Annotated in this window: 13 protein-coding genes and 2 pseudogenes; 13 read left to right on the top strand and 2 right to left on the bottom strand. The window is 60.0% G+C overall.

What is annotated here, in order from left to right:
• Position 1: 1 nt before the first annotated feature.
• From EH240_RS27665 to EH240_RS27645, 5 genes are all read left to right on the top strand, one after another.
• Positions 2-907: a dihydrodipicolinate synthase family protein gene (locus tag EH240_RS27665; protein ID WP_125004550.1), complete on the top strand. Its 906-nt coding sequence runs from the start codon at positions 2-4 to the stop codon at positions 905-907.
• Between the two features lie 2 nt (positions 908-909).
• On the top strand, positions 910-2,409 hold the full coding sequence (locus EH240_RS27660; protein WP_125004548.1) for an aldehyde dehydrogenase: 1,500 nt from the start codon (positions 910-912) through the stop codon (positions 2,407-2,409).
• Positions 2,406-3,752, top strand: a complete 1,347-nt coding sequence (locus EH240_RS27655; RefSeq protein WP_125004546.1) for an NAD(P)/FAD-dependent oxidoreductase — start codon at positions 2,406-2,408, stop codon at positions 3,750-3,752. The genes EH240_RS27660 and EH240_RS27655 overlap by 4 nt, the downstream gene beginning before the upstream one ends.
• Before the next feature lie 97 nt (positions 3,753-3,849).
• Positions 3,850-4,956: a mandelate racemase/muconate lactonizing enzyme family protein gene (locus EH240_RS27650; protein WP_125004544.1), complete on the top strand. Its 1,107-nt coding sequence runs from the start codon at positions 3,850-3,852 to the stop codon at positions 4,954-4,956.
• A gap of 169 nt (positions 4,957-5,125) precedes the next feature.
• Positions 5,126-6,019, top strand: coding sequence for a dihydrodipicolinate synthase family protein (locus EH240_RS27645; protein WP_125004542.1), 894 nt, complete (start codon positions 5,126-5,128; stop codon positions 6,017-6,019).
• Here the strand turns inward: EH240_RS27645 and EH240_RS39250 are convergent.
• Positions 6,000-6,107, bottom strand: a pseudogene (locus tag EH240_RS39250) (IS110 family transposase); the annotation flags it as partial. The gene EH240_RS27645 and the pseudogene EH240_RS39250 overlap by 20 nt on opposite strands.
• Positions 6,108-6,212: 105 nt before the next feature.
• On the opposite strand from EH240_RS39250, the gene EH240_RS27635 reads away from it, so the two are divergent.
• The 4 genes and pseudogenes from EH240_RS27635 to tnpC all read left to right on the top strand — a co-directional run bounded on the left by EH240_RS27635 (position 6,213) and on the right by tnpC (position 11,078).
• The gene (locus EH240_RS27635; protein WP_125004593.1) at positions 6,213-6,617 is read left to right on the top strand and encodes an MAPEG family protein; all 405 of its coding nucleotides are present in this window, start codon (positions 6,213-6,215) and stop codon (positions 6,615-6,617) included.
• A 289-nt stretch (positions 6,618-6,906) separates the two neighbouring features.
• Positions 6,907-7,818: pseudogene (locus EH240_RS27630) on the top strand (DUF5996 family protein).
• Between the two features lie 169 nt (positions 7,819-7,987).
• Entirely contained in the window at positions 7,988-8,455 is a 468-nt protein-coding gene (locus EH240_RS27625; protein ID WP_125004540.1) for a Ros/MucR family transcriptional regulator, read from the top strand.
• Between the two features lie 1,036 nt (positions 8,456-9,491).
• Positions 9,492-11,078, top strand: a complete 1,587-nt coding sequence (gene tnpC / locus EH240_RS27620; protein WP_125004538.1) for an IS66 family transposase — start codon at positions 9,492-9,494, stop codon at positions 11,076-11,078.
• A gap of 609 nt (positions 11,079-11,687) precedes the next feature.
• Here tnpC and EH240_RS27615 read toward each other — a convergent pair.
• Positions 11,688-11,924: a hypothetical protein gene (locus EH240_RS27615; protein WP_125004537.1), complete on the bottom strand. Its 237-nt coding sequence runs from the start codon at positions 11,922-11,924 to the stop codon at positions 11,688-11,690.
• An 86-nt stretch (positions 11,925-12,010) separates the two neighbouring features.
• On the opposite strand from EH240_RS27615, the gene EH240_RS27610 reads away from it, so the two are divergent.
• The 4 genes from EH240_RS27610 to EH240_RS27595 all read left to right on the top strand — a co-directional run bounded on the left by EH240_RS27610 (position 12,011) and on the right by EH240_RS27595 (position 14,609).
• Entirely contained in the window at positions 12,011-12,907 is an 897-nt protein-coding gene (locus EH240_RS27610) for an ATP-dependent DNA ligase (protein WP_125004591.1), read from the top strand.
• Positions 12,904-13,176 carry a hypothetical protein gene (locus tag EH240_RS27605; protein WP_245436411.1) on the top strand — a complete coding sequence of 91 codons (273 nt, stop codon included), beginning with the start codon at positions 12,904-12,906 and terminating at the stop codon, positions 13,174-13,176. The genes EH240_RS27610 and EH240_RS27605 overlap by 4 nt, the downstream gene beginning before the upstream one ends.
• An 81-nt stretch (positions 13,177-13,257) precedes the next feature.
• Positions 13,258-13,524, top strand: coding sequence for a hypothetical protein (locus EH240_RS27600; protein ID WP_125004535.1), 267 nt, complete (start codon positions 13,258-13,260; stop codon positions 13,522-13,524).
• 188 nt (positions 13,525-13,712) lie between these two features.
• On the top strand, positions 13,713-14,609 hold the full coding sequence (locus EH240_RS27595; RefSeq protein ID WP_125004533.1) for an ankyrin repeat domain-containing protein: 897 nt from the start codon (positions 13,713-13,715) through the stop codon (positions 14,607-14,609).
• Positions 14,610-14,814 lie beyond the last annotated feature (205 nt).

Here is a 14,814-nt window from a genome sequence, read left to right as displayed (position 1 = left end):
GATGAAATTCGAAGGGATATACACTCCCGTCATCACGCCACATCGTGACGACGGTTCAATCGATCGCGAGGCGTTCGCCAAAATTGTCGAGCACCTAATAGCATCAGGTGTGCACGGCGTCATCATCGGCGGGTCGACGGGCGAGTACTATGCGCAATCGATGGACGAACGCGTCGAAATGGCAAAGTTCGCCAAGGAAGTCATTGGCGATCGCGTGTCTCTTAGCATAGGCACAGTCGCCATCCGTCTGGAGGACTCGATCCTGATGGCCGAGACGGCGGCCAAGATCGGTGCTTCGTCCATTCTCGTCGGGTCGCCGCCTTATTCGGTGCCGACCGAGCGTGAAAACGCGCTAAATGCGTTGGCGATCGACCGGGCGGCGGACCTCCCGATTATGCTCTATAATTACCCAGGCCGCATGGGGATCAACATGGGCGAGGATTTTCTCGACCGTGTCGCCCGCAGCCGCAATTTCTGCGCCATCAAGGAGAGCTCCGGCGACATCAACCGGGTACATTTGCTCGCCCGCGACTACCCGCACATCCAGATGTCCTGCGGAATGGACGACCAGGCCTTGGAGTTCTTTGCATGGGGAGCGCGCAGCTGGGTTTGCGGCGGCTCGAACTTCCTGCCTAAGGAACATCGCGCGCTTTATCGCGCATGCGCGATCGAGGGCAATTTCGCCAAGGGGCGTCGGATCATGTCCGCCCTAATGCCTCTGATGCGCGTGCTGGAGCAGGGCGGGAAATTCATTCAATGCATCAAGCACGGTTGTGAAATGGCTGGGTTCCGTGCCGGCCCCCCACGACCACCGCTAAGGGGATTGAACAAGGACGATATGCGCCAGCTGGAACAGGTCATCCGGGTCCTGAAGCGCACGATTGCGGAAATTGAAGCGGAGGCATGAGCATGGGCAATCTTCTGACACACGAGGAATATGTGGCGATTGCCGCCGGATTGGAGTTTCCGACACAGGCATTCATCGACGGCGGCTTCAGACCGGCAATCTCGGGGAAAACATTCGAAACGACCAATCCGGCGACGGGCAAGGTGCTGGCGAAGGTTGCCTCCTGTGGTCCTGAGGACGTCGCCTTTGCCGTACAAAAGGCGCGCGACGCGTTCGAGGACGGTCGATGGTCGCGCCTTCATCCGTCGGCACGTAAGGAAGCCCTCATCCGTCTCACCAAGCTCATGAAGCGCAACGCCCGTGAACTGGCCGTTCTGGAAAGCCTCGACAGCGGCAAGACGATCTACGATTGCGAGAACGTCGATGTCCCTGAAACCATCCATTGCCTTGCCTGGCATGCAGAATTGATCGACAAGATCTACGATCAAGTGGCGCCGGCCTCCGACAACCACATCGCGATGATCGTGCGCGAACCGGTCGGCGTGGTGGGCTTGGTTCTGCCCTGGAATTTCCCGTTGCTGATGCTGGCCTGGAAGATCGGACCGGCGCTCGCCGCGGGCAACTCGATTATCGTCAAGCCGGCCAAGGAAACGACCTTGACCGCGCTGCGTGTCGCCGAGCTTGCGATGGAGGCGGGTATCCCCTCCGGCGTTTTCAACGTGCTGCCGGGCGCTGGCTCCGAAGTCGGGGAGCCGCTTGGGCGACACATGGACGTCGATATGGTGTCGTTCACGGGCTCCACGGAGACCGGAAGACGCTTTCCGCGCTATTCGGCCGAGTCCAATCTCAAGGAAGTGACATTGGAAATGGGCGGCAAGAACCCGGCCGTCGTGCTGGACGACGCGGAGAATATCGATCGCGTCGCCGCCCACATCGTCAACGGCGCGTTCTGGAATATGGGACAAAACTGCTCTGCCTCGTCGCGGCTCATCGTTCAACGCGGCATCAAGGACGAACTCCTCAAGCGGGTCATCGCGCATGCCCGGGAGTGGCCGATGGGCGACCCGCTCAATCCCGAGAACCGGGTGGGTGCGCTGGTTTCCAAGTCGCACTTCGAAAAGGTCTGCTCCTATCTCGAGAAGGGCCAGAAGGTGCTTCTCGGCGGAAAGGCCAAGGGTGGGTTCGTTGAACCCACGATCCTGGACGTCAGCGACCGCGACGCGAAGGTCGTGCGGGAAGAGATCTTTGGACCGATCCTCACGGTGCTGACTGTCGAGAGCTTCGATGAAGCCATTACGCTCGCGAATGACACAGAGTACGGACTGTGTGCGTCGATCTATTCGTCGAACGCGAAACGAGCAATAAGGGGAGCACGTGCGATCCGGGCGGGTACCGTGACCGTCAACAGCTTCGGCGAGGGAGACGTCACAACGCCCTTCGGAGGCTTCAAGTCGTCCGGCTTCGGCGGCCGCGACAACGGCATCCACGCCCACGACCAGTACACCAGAATCAAGACCATCTGGCTTGATCTCACCGATGACGCAGACGAGGCGGTCGCGTGACCGTCCACAAGGCTGAAAGGCTACCGGTCCAACGGGGGCCGGCAGCCTGGAACGCCATCCTCCCGGCCCAACCCTGTCCTGCGCCCCTTGAAGGCGACATCCGTATCGATGTCGCCATAGTTGGCGGCGGCTTCGCTGGTCTTTCAGCCGCCAAACGCCTACGCCAACAAGACGCGAACCTTCAGATCGCGGTTCTTGAGGCCGGCGCTCTCGCGGAAGGCGCTTCCGGCCGCAACTCCGGCTTCATGATCGACCTGCCTCACGATGTGCAGTCCGATGATTATGCCGGAAAGGGTGTCGAGGAGGACAAGAAAGTGATCGCGCTGAATCGCGCGGCCATTAGCTTCGCCAAGGAGTGCGTCGAAGAATACGCAATGGACGCCGCCTATTTCGATCCAGCGGGCAAGATCAACGGCGCAGCCAGCGAGACCACGCGCAACCTCAACGCAAGCTACGCCAAACACCTCACTGAACTGGGCGAAGCCAGCGAGACACTCGACGCCAAGGCGATGCAAGAGTTAACGGGAAGTCGCCACTACACGTCTGGCCTCTACACGCCCGGAACAGTGATGATCCAGCCGGCGGGGTATATCCGGTCGCTTGGTACAGGCCTTCGACGCGACGGCGTGTTCGTGTTTGAGGAATCCCCTGTCTCAAAGCTAACAAGAGTGAACCAAGATTGGATACTTACAACGCCCAATGGCCATGTCACCGCGGCGAAGGTCATTCTTGCCAACAACGGGCACCTTGAGAGCTTCGGCTTCGCACGCAAGCGCCTCATGCACGTTTTCCTGTACGCTTCTATGACTGTCGACCTCAACGCTGACGCCCTGTCCAGGCTGGGCGGGCAGCCACGTTGGGGTGTAACCCCGTCCGACCCGATGGGAACGACAATGAGGCGCATCGACACCGCACAGGGCGGAAACCGCGTCATCACCCGGACCTGCGCCAGCTATCTGCCTGGGATGGTGGCGTCGAAGTCAGCGGTCGCCCGTGCGGCAAAGGTTCATCGACGAAAATTCGCTGACCGCTTTCCAGCCCTCGCGGATATCCCCATGGAATACAGTTGGGCCGGACACCTTTGCCTGACCTGGAACGGCGTCTCGGTGATGCGCGAACTTGAGCCGGGTCTTTTCTCGGCCTGCTGCTGCAATGGCCTGGGAACGGTGCGCAGTACGCTAACCGGCATCGCCGCGGCCGACATGTTGTTAAACCGGCCCTCGAACATCTCCGCGCATTTCATGGCTGAACCAGAACCAGCGAAGCTCGTACCGTCGCCTTTCGCCGAGATCGGCGCGAACCTCTATTTCCGTTGGAAAGAGTGGAGAGCGCGTGAGGAATAGCAAAACCGAAATCACTAATCTTGCTGGGCCGATCGTCTAACTCGACGTCCGCACGTGTTGCCTCGCGAAGAATATTATCCTTCAGATTGGAACGAAAATGAAAATCAAGGAAGTCCACGTCTTCGCGCATGATCTGCCGGTCAAGAACGGCCCCTACACAATGGGCGGCGTTAAGGTGTATGCGCTCGACACAACGATCGTTAAGATCGTGACCGACAATGGCCTCATCGGTTGGGGCGAAACCTGCCCCGTTGGCCCGACCTATCAGCCGCATCATGCAAAAGGTGCCCGTGCTGCACTGGATGAGATGGCTCAGGGACTGATCGGAGCCGATCCCCTTCAGCCAGTAGCCCTTCGACGCCGGATGGACGGCCTCCTTAATGGCCACCGATATGCAAAGGCAGCCGTGGATATGGCGGCATACGACATCATGGGCAAACAGTTCGGCATGCGCGTCGCCGATCTTCTAGGCGGCGCCGTGACCGAACGGGTTCCTTCATATTACGCGTTGGGCATAGGCGAGCCGGATGAGACCGCGCGTATTGCGGCGGAGCGTGTTGCAGAAGGCTATCCGCGCCTCCAGATGAAGATCGGCGGGCGACCGGTCGAGATCGACATTGCCGTGGTGCGCAAGGTCTGGGAGCGCGTCGGGGGAAGCGTCCGACTTGCGGCCGATGCCAACCGGTCCCTGACGACGCGCGACACGCTGCGGCTCAGTCGCGAATGCCTCGATGTTCCGTTCATCCTGGAACAGCCTTGCAATACGTTCGAGGAGATAAAGGCCATCCGCAATCAACTACACCACGCTGTGTATCTCGACGAAAACACAGAGCACCTTTCCACTGTGATCCGAGCGATTGGAGAGGGAGTATGTGACGGCTTCGGGATGAAGGTGACCCGCATTGGTGGTCTCCATGCAATGGCGACGGTGCGTGATCTTTGCGAGGCTCGTTCAATGCCCCACACTTGCGACGACGCGTGGGGCGGCGATATCCTCGCCGCCGCCTGTGTTCAAATCGGTGCAACCGTCAGTCCGCGCCTGAACGAGGGCGTCTGGATCGCTGCACCGTATATCGAACGCCACTATGACGAGAAGAACGGTGTATCCGTTGAAGAGGGGCATATCAGGCTTCCGAGCGGGCCTGGCCTGGGAGTTGTTCCGCAGGAATCCTGCTTTGGCTCTCCGGTGGCATCTTATGGTTGATCGGTAGAGAAGTCTCAGTCCACCGTCGGACAGGAATTACGCGACATGCCAGCCGCCAGGGCTACGCTTGGGCCGCCACTGCCACCAGCACCGAAACCATACCCTTATCGGCTGGCATTCAAGGAAATTCGCTTTCCCTAGGCTGGAAGCATTGGAGACCTGAGAAGAGATGGCTGACTTTCTGTTCCCTGGCTTGAACCTGGCGATCACAACACCGTTTGACGCCACTGGTCATATCGATTGGAACCGTTTGCGGGGACTTGTCGAACGCTACCTTGCCGCCGGGATAAAGGGCTTCGTGCTTAGCTCCGGCACCGGGATGCACGTGTATCTCTCCAAGGAAGAATCCAAGGAGCTTGCTCAGCAGGGCAGCAGGATCATCAATGGCCGCGCAAAAATCATAGTCCAGACGTCCGCGCTTCTCGTCGAGGAGGTCATAGAGCGTAGCAAGCATGCCGCCGACTGTGGCGCGGATGGTGTAATGGTCCTGCCGCCGTTTTTCGAAGGGCCGACCGATCACGACGACATCGTGGCCTTCTATTCCGAAGCCTCTAAAGGCGGTCTTCCGATCATCGGCTATAACGTGCCTCAGGCCGTAGGCGTAGAGATCACTCCAAGCCTTATTCAACGTCTCTGCGAGATCCCCAATTTCCACACGGTCAAAGACAGCAGCGGCGATCTCGGCAAGCAGGCATCCCTAATCCGCACGGCTCTTCCCGTCATAAATGGCGCGGACCCATTGGTCCCTTACGCTCTTTTTGCAGGTGCTCGCGGCTTGATATGGGGAGGCGCAAACATTGCGCCCAAATCCTGCCTTGGCGTCGCCGAAGCCGCGCAGGCTCAGGACTGGCAGCTCGTTTGCGAGCGATGGAAGGCCCTTGAGCCCATCATGTCGCTCATTTGGCAGGGCGACTATGTGCAATCGGTTTATGCCGCATCGAAGATCACCGGGTACGACGCTGGAAAACCGCGCCGACCGCTGCGCGCTCTACCAGCACAAAAGATGCTGGCGCTTCGCATCGCGCTCGGCGATCAGCGTGCGTCATGCTGTCGAAACCTTTGACCCGAACTTCTCGGTAGAAGCCGACCTCGGCCAGATGTGCCAGGCCTTCCGGGTCGTTCGCATCGGTCTTGTTCGCGGCCATGTTCAGGCGATTACGTCATGTTCGTTCTTCGGCCCAAAGCCGCCTCGTCGATTAGCATTAGACCACTTGATCCTTTACAATGAACCAAAGGGCGAACAACGGGGACGGCATATGTCGGCGAGTGCTTTTGCATTGACCGGATTCATCTCGTGGGCACTAGGCCTGCTGATCATTATGGAAGTCATCCGAACGTACCTAGTGATCTCCGGACAAGTCGCGGCAAACGGCTTTACGCCAGATAACGCATCGCTCTCCCCCTTCATGCAGAGGTTGGCCCGTGCCCACGCCAACTGCATAGAAGGGCTTCCAATCTTCGGAGGTCTGCTCGGAGTCGCGATCATTATTTCAAAGACAGATGTCACGGATCCCTTGGCCTCCACGCTGTTAGGCGCACGGATAGCGCAGTCGGTGATCCACCTCGTCTCGACCAACCAACTCGCAGTCAGTCTCAGGTTCACCGCGTTCGCGGTGCAAATGGTGATTGGTGCGTATTGGTGCTGGATGCTGTTGATCTGAGGAGTGCGGAATGACCGAAAGCGGACCACCTCGATTCCGGGAGCCTTGCAAAACCCCGCTCCGGGTCGTGAGCCGAAAGATTGTCCCTTTTGACAGGCGAGCGAACCGCAAAAACTGGCAGCAGCAAGGTGGCCTGCTGCCGGTTTCGTGGACACCGAGATAAGGTGTTTAACGGAACCCGAGCCGCTCGTAGTGGGATGGATGACGTCTTGAACGAGAACGGCGGCGAGTATCTGGGACAGCGCTCTTTCGCCGACGCATTCCCTCGCCAGGACATGGAGCCGATCGGATGAGCGACGTACCAGACACCAAGAACCGCTGGCCGGCGTTGCCCTATGCAGATTGGGCCGAGACCTGCGCCGCACTGCACCTTTGGACCCAGATCGTCGGCAAGTACCGCCTCGCGCACACACCATGGGCGAACCACTCCTGGCAGGCCACGCTTTACGTGACGCCCCGCGGTTGACCTTCGATCTCCACGAACATGCCCTGATCGGTGAAACACCCGCCGTGCGCGAGCGCTTCCAGCTGGAGGCGATGAGCGTGGCCGATTTCCTAGACAGGACCACCAATCTGGTGGGGCAGCTTGGCGGACGGATGGACATCCATGGGGCTCCAAACGAGATTCCCAATGCGAAGCGTTTTGCCGAGGACACCGCGCAGCGTCCCTACGACCGTGAGGCGGCGGAGCGGTTCCACAGGGCGCTGATGCAGATCGAGCGGGTGTTCACGCGTTTCCGCACCGGATTCCTGGGCAAGGTGTCGCCTGTGCACCTGTTCTGGGGATCGTTCGATCTTGCCGTGACGCGCTTTTCGGGCCGCAAGGCGCCTCGCCATCCCGGCGGAGTGCCGGCGCTACCCGATGCGGTGACCCAGGCAGGCTTATAGTCACGAAGTGTCTTCGGCCGGGTTCTGGCCCGGTGGCGGCGGCGTGAACGAGCCGATGTTCTATTCCTACGCCTATCCGGCGCCCGACGGCTTTGCCGAGCGGCCCGTAGCGCCGGCGGCGGCCCACTTCGACCCGACATTGGGTGAGTTCCTGCTGCCCTATGAAGCGGTCCGCCAAAGCCCGGACCCGGAAGAGGCACTCATGCGCTTCCTGCAATCGAGTTACGAGGCCGCGGCAGAGGCAGCCGGATGGGACCGGAAGTCCCTCGAATGTAATTTCGGAACCCCGCGAGTGCCGCGCACGGTGAGCTAACAAAAGGAGCAACCAAGACCAAAAGAGGGACAAAACTCGGAAGGCTGGCTTCCGGAGGAATCTACGCAGCGGCCGGCCGATGATCCCGAGCATTTCGTTGTGTGGTCCTGCTTCTTGCGCGATCCGACTTTCCCCCATACGAAAGGGGACTTGCAATAGGAGTTGATGAATGACCGAAGAGAAGAATCGCCAGAACGCGGAATTGATGGAATTGACCGCGGATATTGTCGCGGCGTTTGTCCAAAATAACGCAGTGCCCGTAGCAGGCCTGCCCGATCTTATTTCTTCGGTGAACTCCGCTCTCGTCAGCTTGGTCAAGCCAGCTGTAGTTGAGCAGCCAACACAGACCCCGGCGGTCAATCCGAAAAAATCTGTGTTTCCAGACCACATCATTTCCTTGGAGGACGGGCGCAAGTTCAAGTCGATGAAACGGCACTTGGGCTTGCTTGGCATGACGCCTGACGAGTATCGAGCCAAGTGGGGGTTGGCGCGGGACTACCCTATGGTGGCACCAAGCTACGCCGCACAACGGTCAGAGCTGGCGAAGTCAATCGGACTTGGTCGCAAGGCGGGCGCAATAATGCCCACCAAGAAGGCACCGTCCAAGAAGGCACCAGTCAAGCGGGTGAAGGCTTAAGAAGACCCTGCCTCAGGCAAGCGGACTGATGCGATGACGCGCCAATCTATTGCCGAAGAGCTTGAAAGCGCGGCCGATCGCATTGCGGACATTTCCCGCGCGGATCTGCAGACGATTTAGGTTGGATTGACAGCGTCGGCTCCTCAAAGTGCCCAAGCGGCACGCCGGAGCCAAAACGCGACCCGGCTCGATCTCCTTTGGCGCAAACGAGGATCTTAGGCACTGGCCTTTTTTAATTGTTTAGAGAGCGTCCGTGGTCAAGCCGCCCTCAGTTCCCGCACGGTTCGGGCTACCCCGTCGGCTGTCTCGAGCGTCAGGGCCTTGTATGTTCCAGCAGGCGGCAACAGCGGTGAGTTGGCGCCTGCACCACCGTCATGCAGCCTGGCAGGCATACGTTGGGGCGCGTGGTGCAGAACAAGTACAACTCCGCATCTCGCTCACGCTTGCTGTGGGACGGCTGCTCGCTTTGCTATTCCTCGATAGGCGGACGGCTCTCCTCTTCGCGGGCGAGATCACCGTCAAAGCCTTCCAATCCAAGCGCAAGTTGTTCAGGGGTCGTGCCGCGCTCGGAGCGGCAGTCGAACCGAGCGCGCTGCAACTGCTTGATGAAAGGCGATGGCCAAACGGCAACGGAACAGTTCCGCCGTCGGGCGGCACTCTTAACTGCCGGTACTAAGGTGATCGCGGGGATTTGGCACGTGTACGATCACCGGTGGCCTGCCGGGATATGACCTCTCCAGAGATCCTCGCTGACTTCGGCTTGCACCCGCACGCGCACCCCGCCGACCAGGCGATTTCAAGCACGCCGTGCTGTTCCGCCCCTGCTGCCGCGGCTGGGACAGCAGCCGGCGCGCTACTGATGACCTCGACCGGAGTCAATTCCAGCGCGAAGCTGCCGACGCCGGCGTGCGCATCTCCGGCTCCACGTGATCAGCAGGTTCGCATTAATGTCGTACTTGCCGGATGAGTGTGTGGCACAGTGACTCAGGCGTTGTCTCCGATGGCGTTATCGGTGTTCATGTGCTTGAATTAGCGCATGAATCTGACGGTTCTCCAGGAAGAGAACGAGCGTTTGAAGGCGCTCCTTGCCCAGACGCGAGCGGCCCTGGCCGAGCACCAGGCTGCCTTGGCTGAGGCCGAAGAGGCGCGGCGTCGCCTGGAGAGCATCGTCAGCCAACTCAACCACGAGAAGTTCGGTGCCAGGTCCGAGAAGCTGCATCCGGATCAATACCACCTGCCGCTCGAAGACGTGGAGATCGCCCAGGGTGTGCTCGACGCCGCGCAGGAAAAGGCGCAGCGAGTCGTCCAGGGCCATTCGGACGACACCTCCGGTTCTCGCCGGCGCAACCGCGGTCACTTGCCGGCCCATCTGCCGCGGGTGGAGCGGGTCATCGAGCCCGAGAGCACGTTGTGCCCGTGCGGCTGCGGCGAGATGGCCAGGATCGGCGAGGACGTCAGCGAACGGCTGGACGTGATCCCGGCGCAGTTGCGCGTGCTGGTCACGCGCCGCCCGAAATACGCTTGCCGCCGCTGCTCGGGCGCGGTCGTGCAGGCCCATGCCCTCGAGCATGTGGTGCCTGGCGGCCTGCCGACCGAGGCGCTGATCGCCCAGGTTATCGTCGCCAAGTTCGGCGATCACTTGCCGTTCTACCGGCAGGCCGAGATCTACGCTCGCCAGGGCATCCAACTGGATCGCGCCACACTGGGCAATTGGGCAGGCCGGGCCTGCTTCCATCTCAAGCCGATAGCCGAGCACATGCGCAGGCATCTGGCTGACGCGGATCGCCTGTTCATGGACGAGACCACCGCGCCGGTGCTCGATCCCGGACGCGGCAAGGTCAAGAAGGGCTTCTTCTGGGCGATCGCTTCCGATGACCGCGGCCATGGTGGCCAAGGCCCGCCCATCGTGCTGTTCCACTATGCGCCAGGGCGCGGCGGCGACCATGCTGAACGCTTCCTTCAAGGCTTCGGCGGACAGTTCCTGCAAGTTGACGCCTATGAGGGCTATGACCGGCTGACACGCCTGGAACGGCCGCAAGGACCGTGGCTGCTCGTCCATTGCTGGAGTCATCTGCGCCGACGTTTTGTGAAGCTGGCGCGCAACACCAAGTCCCCGATCGCCGAAGCCGCCGTACGCCAGATCGCCACGCTCTACGCCGTCGAGGCGACGGTGCGCGGCATGACGCCACAAGCTCGGCTCGCCGCGCGACAGCAGTACTCCACCCCGATCATCGCCGCCTTGAAGCCGTGGTTTGAAAAGCAATTGTCGATGATCTCCTCGGGCTCAAAGCTGGCCGAAGACATCCGCTATGGTCTTGCCCATTGGGAAGGGCTCACCCGCTTCCTCGGCGACGGGCGGCTCGAGCTCGACACCAACCCAGTCGAAAACGCCATCCGTCCAGTATGCTTGACCAGAAAAAATGCTCTGTTTGCTGGCCATGAAGTCGGGGCCGAAAACTGGGCACTGCTCTCATCCGTCGTGGCCACCTGCAGGCTCAACGACGTCAATCCCGTTGCCTACCTCGCCGAAACTCTCGACGCCATCATCAACGGCCATCCGCAGAGCCAGATCGAGGAACTCATGCCCTGGCGATTCCGGAAAACGTCAAGCCCAAATCCATAGGCGATCGGCGAGGCGCTTACATCCGCGTCCGTGCCTGCTCGGATCTAATGGCGCGAACCATGCCCATGGCGGGGCGGCTGGCCGCCTTTGCAGGTTGGGCAGTGATGGTGCTCTTCGAGATCAAGTCAGCAGGGCTCGCGTTAATGAAATTATTGTGAATAACTACGCTTGAGGCGAGACGGATGTATCTATATTGCAAAGCGGGTAATGAGAATTAGCCATGCCTAAAGTACCAAACGCTAAAAGATTACTTGCCGAAGAGAATCCAAAAGATTTCACTCGGAGAGAGGCAAAGGATAGGATGACGCGAGAAAGCTGGGGCGAAAAGCATCCGGCTCTCGAGCAGCCCATCGCAACCATAATGGATAAGACCACCACGACATCGCCGCCATCCTAGGCGCTGGCGACAAGTTGCTGATCGACATTCGCATTGCGGTCTGGATGTGCTTCGCGGTGTTGTGCGTGATCGCTTGGCGCGTCTGGTGATCAGCGCCCGGCCGGAGGCCGTGGCCAGCATCGACACCAGCGCCGAACCGGCAAGACGGTCAACCGCAAGGCGGGGCGCGTCATCAATGACGCGGGGCTAGACTTCGCGCGTTGTAGGCGCCTTCAATCAGCATGCCCGACCATGGTGAATGATCGGTTACTATCCACAGGGTGATCGGCGGTCAGCTTCTCGACAGTGGCGATGATCGCTTTCGCTAGGGCTTCAGCCTCATGAATAGGCGCCGGACCGTAGAGACCCAGAACCGCTTCTTCGCTCGGCAGCACGCCGGCCGGGCACGTTTCCTCGATCGCCATCCTGATCAGGTGTAGTGCGGCGCGGCAGTCCGGATCATTCTTCATTACCATTCTCATATACAATTTTGCTAAAATACGCGGAACCGATCGCAGCCACCGGGCTTGAATCGCGCTTGGGGAGTAGCGAGTGCATGCGTAACGCAGGCGACCGCCTGAAGTTCATCCCGCCTCTGATGCCGACTTTGGTCGACAAGCCGCCGGAAGGCGATGGCTGGCTGCATGAGGTGAAGTTTGATGGCTATCGGTCGCAGATCGTCATCGATGATGCTGAAGTCCGGATCTTCACCCGTCGTGGGCTCGATTGGACGGCAAAATATCGCGGCCTGGTGGAGACCGCAAAAGGGCTCAACGTTCAGAGCGCAGTCATCGACGGCGAGATCGTCGTCCTGAATGATGTCGGCGTTTCAGACTTCGGCGAACTTCGCAAAGCCATCACGCGGCGTCAGCACGACCTCTATTTCGTCGCCTTCGATCTCCTGCACCTCAACGGCCACGACTTGCGAGATATGCCGCTAGAGGATCGGCGCGAGGTGCTGCAGGCGATGATCCCGGCGGGGGAGCGGATTCAGTTCAGCGAGGCGCTGCCAGGCACCGGCGCCGCCGTCTTTCATCTGGTGGAGCAGGCCGGGCTTGAAGGCGTCGTCTCGAAGCGGAAGGACAGCAAGTATCGATCGGGACCATCGACCAATTGGCTGAAAGCCAAGTGCTACACCATCGATGAATACGAACTGCTTGGGGTTGAACGCGAGCCCGGCAAGCCGGCGTTCGCTCTCATGGCCGAGCCCAGCACCGGCCGATATGTTGGGTCGGCTTTCATCACCTTGAACCGCGAGATGCGCGAACAGCTTTGGAAGAGCGTCCAGGAGCACGCGGGGACGGCGCCCAATGGCATGAAGCGGCCGGCGACACAATGGGTCAAGCCGGGGCTGATCGGCCGCGTGAAGCATCTGCGCGGCGAGGAGGATCTACGCCATGCCTCGCTGCAGGATTTCAGGGAGGAGTGCGCGCCTGGGAAGCTAAGAACGTGACCGAAGAAGCAATGGCTGCTGCTCTGGAAGCCAGGAATAAGGAGGCGCAGATTCTTGGCGTATTAGATCCCACGACCAAATCGGATGCCGCGATCGACTCCTGCCGGTTAGGAGAGGCCGTCCAGTTTGTCGCCAATGCTTCAATCCTGGGTTACGACGTCCGCGCCGCGATGGTCTTGTATGGGGAACCGGGAAGCCCGAGCCTTAGGGTTAGGGACTGCGAGCAGTTGTGGGCCAAATATGGAGAGGCCCTGCTTCGACAGGACTAACGGCAAAAGCCTCTTGGCAATCGACAGGCCTTCAGGAATATAATCCTTCCCGGTGCGGCGACCCACTCACGAGGATCGCCAATGACGATGAAATTCCCCTTCGTTGAAGACACGCTCGGCAAGAAGCTGGAGGCTGGCACAGGTCTGTCGGTCGACTGCCTCACTTGCAGGCGCAAGGCGACCCTGGACGTTGCCGAACTGGCGAAGCGGCTCGGGCCAGACCATGGGTGCCTTCACTGGGATTTGGTCAAAGTGATCTTCTGCCACGAGTGCCGCGCCGCCGGCCGCGAGGACCGAAACCTTCAATTTACGAACCATGCTGTCACGCCAGGCAAGCGACGGTGCTAGTACCTTTTCACAGTGATCTAGTACCTTTTCACAGTGATTTTGACTCTTTGAGCGCTGTTGCGGTCCCAAGCGTGTCAGTAAGATCGAAGAGTGGGAAAATATCGCACGCTGGCGCGCGATATCGCGCCGTGGCGTGTGATTCCCCTGAGAAGGAGTGCCATACTGATCCAGCAGCAGGGGATGCAACTATGCGCGCTGGAATGCTGTTGTTGATATGTTTCTATTTGATCCCGCTGACATCGCAGGCGGCAGCCATTCATGACGCTGCCAAGAAGGGCGACATGGCTGCCATTGCGGCGGCTCTGGACGCGGGGGCGAACGTCAACGGTCCTGATGGCTATGCAACGCCGCTCTACTATGCGGTCAGCAGGCAGCATCTCGGTGCAGCCAAACTGCTGATCGAGCGCGGTGCAGACGTCAACGCCGGATCGAAGATAGGGGGGCCGCCCTTGATGGCGGCCGTTGCAAAAAACAAGCTCGAATTCATCACGCTGCTGTTGGCGCATGGCGCCGATCCCAACTCAACTGCAGGGGATCAGGCTGCCATTCACGTGGCCGTCAAGCATGGCTGCCTGGACTGTGTCAAGGCACTGGTCGCAGCGGGGGCTGACGTCAACGCCCGAACGACGGAGCCCATCGCACGGACACCGATCCATCTCGCCAGGTTCTACGATTTTTCCGAGATATCTGAATACCTGATGGCGAATCGCGTCGTGCTGCCGAAGCCCTCACCGATTGCCACGAAACTGGCTGCCGCCGATGTCGAGAAAGGCCGGAAATATTTCGATGGGAACTGTGATGGCTGCCATAACAACGAACCAGGCAAGGGCGTCAAGCAGGGTCCGAACTTGTGGGAAGTCGTTGGCCGCGACAAGGCATCCTCGCCGGAAGCCAAATACTCCAAAACTCTACTGGCTTGGGCGGGCGTGTGGACCTACGAGGACCTGAACACTTACCTTTACGGCCCCACGCTCACCACGCCTGGCGTGTTCATGGAGATACCCGGTGTTCGTGACGAGGCGGAGCGCGTTGATCTGATTGCCTATTTGCGTACGCTCAGCGACAAGCCGATTCCTCTGCCCTAAGTCCCGGCCAAGGTCGGGCTTCTCTATGCCTTTTCTGGCTAAAATTCGCCTGATTGTCAGGATGTCGCGAGATCCAATACGATGGCGACCCAAACCGACACGCAGTGCCATTTCCGAGTCAGCCCATGCCCGCACGTTATCGACATCACGCCGAACAGGCTCGGTTGGTGTGGCGCGGCCCCAGGCAGGCGCCAGGAGGCGCGGG

This window comes from Mesorhizobium tamadayense, assembly GCF_003863365.1.
Classification (GTDB): Bacteria; Pseudomonadota; Alphaproteobacteria; order Rhizobiales; family Rhizobiaceae; genus Mesorhizobium; species Mesorhizobium tamadayense.
The sequence above is the reverse complement of the archived record's forward strand: the minus strand, read 5'-3'. Positions and strand labels throughout refer to the sequence as shown.